A 3606-nucleotide genomic window follows, 5' to 3' on the forward strand; every position below is an offset into this window, starting at 1 on the left:
CGCACCCTGAAAGCGACTGGAAGCGTGGCAGCCGATGAATTAATCCCGATTCTTTCCCAAGCGACGGGACTACAAATCAAAGAAATCTTTGTGGATGAAGGGGATAGGGTCAGCCAAGGTCAAATTTTGGCTCGTCTCGATGATACCGTCCTACAAGCGCAATTAACCCAAGCACAGGCAAATGTCGCCCAATCCCGGGCGCGTTTGGCAGAATTGCAAGCGGGTAGCCGTAAAGAGGAGATCGCTGGAGCTAAACAAACTATTCAACGCATAAAAGCCGAAATTAGTCAAGCTCAATCGGATTGGGATTTGGCCAAAAAACGCGTCCAGAGAAACCAAAGTTTAGAAGCGGAAGGAGCGATCGCCCGGGATCGTCTCGATGAAGTCCTCAATGAAGAAAGAAAGCAAGCGGCGATCGTACAACAGACCCAATCCCGTTTAGGAGAAGCAGAGCAGCAACTGGCACAATTGCAAGCAGGCAATCGTCCTGAAGTGATAGCCCAAGCTACAGCCCAATTAGCGGAAGCTCAAAGCCGTTTAGCCATTGTTAACGCCCAATTAAACGAGACGCGCCTGATTTCCCCGGTCAGTGGCAAAATTGCCGAAAGAAATGGCCGCATCGGGGATACCACCAACGGTCAAAATGCTCTCTTTAAAATCATCGAAAATGGGCGTTTAGAGCTAAGATTGCGGGTTCCTGAGAATCAATTGCCCTTAATCCGCGTCGGAGCGCCCGTTACTATCACTTCCGATGCTAATACCAGTTTAAAATTATCGGGACAGGTGCGCGAAATTAATCCCATCGTCGATGAGGCATCCCGTCAAGCAACGGTTAAAGTCGATTTAACCGACAATACAGGGTTAAAACCGGGGATGTTTTTACGAGGTGCGATCGTGACGAATACTAGCAATAGTTTAACCGTCCCCATGACCGCAGTTTTACCCCAAAAAGATAATCAAGCTCTAGTTTATTTAGTTGAACCTGATAACACCGTTACCGCCAAAACTGTGCAATTAGGTCAAATTATGCCGAATAATCGCGTGGAAATTCTCACCGGTTTACAAGCGGGCGATCGCATTGTGGCCAAAGGGGCAGCCTATCTCGGTGATGGCGACAAAATTACAGCAATCAGCGATCAGTAATCAGTGATCAGTAAACAGTGATCAGTGATCAGTAATCAGTAATCAGTGATCGGTAGCGGGGCAAACAGATGGAGAGTAAAGTTTATGATAAAGCTTATAAATTTGCCATTAGGATTGTTAAAGGCTATAAATATTTGTGTGAGACTAAACAAGAATATGTTTTGTCAAAACAGCTATTAAGGAGTGGCACTTCAATCGGGGCTAACATTGCCGAGGCTAATGGAGCTATTTCTCAAGCTGATTTTCGAGCTAAAATGTCAATAGCTTATAAGGAATGTCTAGAAACAAAGTATTGGCTGTCTCTATTGAAAGACACGAATTACATAGGGTCTGCTGAAAAAGTTTTTCGTAGGGACAGGGTGTGGGGTGTGGGGTGTGGGGTGTAGGTTTTTACCGATTCTCATCTGGTCAATTACCTAATTTTCAGAGAAAAAGTACCTGAATTTTACCCCGATCGCTTCCAGAACTGGTACTTTTTGATTGACAAAAAGTCTGAAAGTATTACCCAAAAAGGTTTTTAGATTTATTCAGCAAGCTCTACATAGAGGAAAGAGCCTTTCAAAGTATCAATGATGATGCGGAGGAAATTGGTAAAATGCTTTGGGCTATTCTAAAAACCTGCCAAGAAAATACCAAAAACCAAAAACCAAAAACTGATAACTGATAACTTACCCACTGATAACTGATAACTGATAACTGATAACTGAAATTATGGCTTTTAATATTTCTAATTGGTCTATCAAAAATCCCATTCCGACGATCCTGATCTCCCTGGTTATGGCCTTAATGGGATACATTGCCTTTCTAGGATTAGGGATCGATCGCTCTCCTAATATTGACATTCCGGCCGTGATTATCACCGTTAATCAACCCGGCGCAGGTCCAGAGGAATTGGAAACCCAAGTCACCAAAAAAGTCGAGGATGCGGTGGCTGCTTTGGGTAATATCGATCAAATTACTTCTACCATCAACGAAGGCAGCAGCACCACCACCGTTAACTTTATCCTTGGCACTAACAGCGATCGCGCTACCAATGATGTGCGTAATGCCATAGCGCAAATTCGGCAGGATTTACCCCAAGATGCTAATGATCCAATTGTCCAACGTTTAGAATTTGCCGGGGGTGCGGTGATGAACTACACCATCTCCTCCCCGAAAAGATCGATCGCCGAATTAAGTGATCTAGTTGATCGTCAAATTGGCCGCGCTTTAACGGGAGTGCCGGGGGTAGCACGAGTTGATCGCGTTGGGGGAGTCGATCGAGAAGTGCGTGTAGATTTAGATCCCGGTCGTCTGATCGCCTACGGTATCACGGCCACGGCGGTTAATGACCAAATTCGTAGTTTTAATATTAATTTACCCGGAGGGCGCTCGGAAATCGGTGGCAGTGAACAAACTGTCCGCACCCTCGGCAGCGCTGAAACGATCGAAGATTTAAGAAATTATCAAATCTCTTTACCTAACGGTGATACCGTCCCCTTAAGCAATTTAGGGACAGTTAGCGATAGTTCCAGCGATCCCCGACAAATGGCCCTCTTAGATGGGCAGCCAGTGGTGGGTTTTTCGATTTTACGGGGGACTGGCAGCACCTTGGTGACGGTAGAAACAGCAGTGCGCCAAGAAATCGAGAATTTAAAGAAAAAACTGCCCGAAGATATTAAATTTCAATTAATTTTTACCCGTGCTGACTCAATTCGTGCTAGTTACGAAAGCCTTCTGAGCGATCTCCTGATTGGTTGTATGATGACGGTGATCACGGTGGGTCTATTTTTAGGCAATTGGCGCGCCACGATTATCACGGGTTTGGCCCTGCCTTTGTCGATTTTCCCGACTTTTTGGGTGATGCAGTCCCTAAATTATACCCTTAACGGCATGACCCTACTGGCCTTAGCTTTAGCTTTGGGTAATCTTGTCGATGATGCGGTGTGTATGGTGGAGGACATCGATCAACATTTAGCTATGGGTAAAAAACCCTTGCAAGCGGCTTTTGATGCCTCAAAAGAGATTGGATTAGCCGTTTTAGCCAGTGCGGCGGCAATTATAGCGGTATTCCTGCCGGTTGCTTTTATGGGCGGTGTGCCGGGGCAATTCTTTCAACCTTTCGGCGTTACGGTGGCGGTTTCTACCCTATTTTCCAGTTTGATCGCTGTCACCGTCACTCCCATGTTAAGTGCCTATATTCTACAGCCGAAAAAGCTCAAAACTGGTGATGATAATCCCTCCTCGCGCCCCCGTTTTCGTCCCTACAAAAGTTTGTTAACTTGGTCCCTACGTCATCGAATCCTGACTTTATTGGCGGCTTTGGCCTTTTTTATCGGTAGTTTACAGTTAGTTCCCTTGATTCCGAAAGGATTATTTAGTTCCGGGGATACCGGATTAAGTACAATAAGCCTAGAATTGCCTCCCGGTGCGACTTTGAATGATACTGTTGCCGTGGCTAATCAGGTGAATAGTTTACTGCAA

2 protein-coding genes and 1 pseudogene are annotated in these 3606 nt (G+C 45.5%); all 3 read left to right on the forward strand.

Annotation, left to right across the window (positions count from 1 at the left end):
- The coding region (locus PX481_RS24525; RefSeq protein ID WP_288096547.1) for an efflux RND transporter periplasmic adaptor subunit at positions 1 to 1143 on the forward strand (1143 nt) is incomplete at its 5' end.
- A gap of 68 nt (positions 1144 to 1211) precedes the next feature.
- Positions 1212 to 1469: pseudogene (locus PX481_RS24530) on the forward strand (four helix bundle protein); the annotation flags it as partial.
- Positions 1470 to 1854: 385 nt separating this feature from the next.
- Positions 1855 to 3606 (forward strand): efflux RND transporter permease subunit (locus tag PX481_RS24535; RefSeq protein ID WP_288096549.1); only part of this gene is annotated, 1752 nt, incomplete at its 3' end.

It is taken from the genome of Microcystis sp. M53603_WE2 (assembly GCF_030065435.1).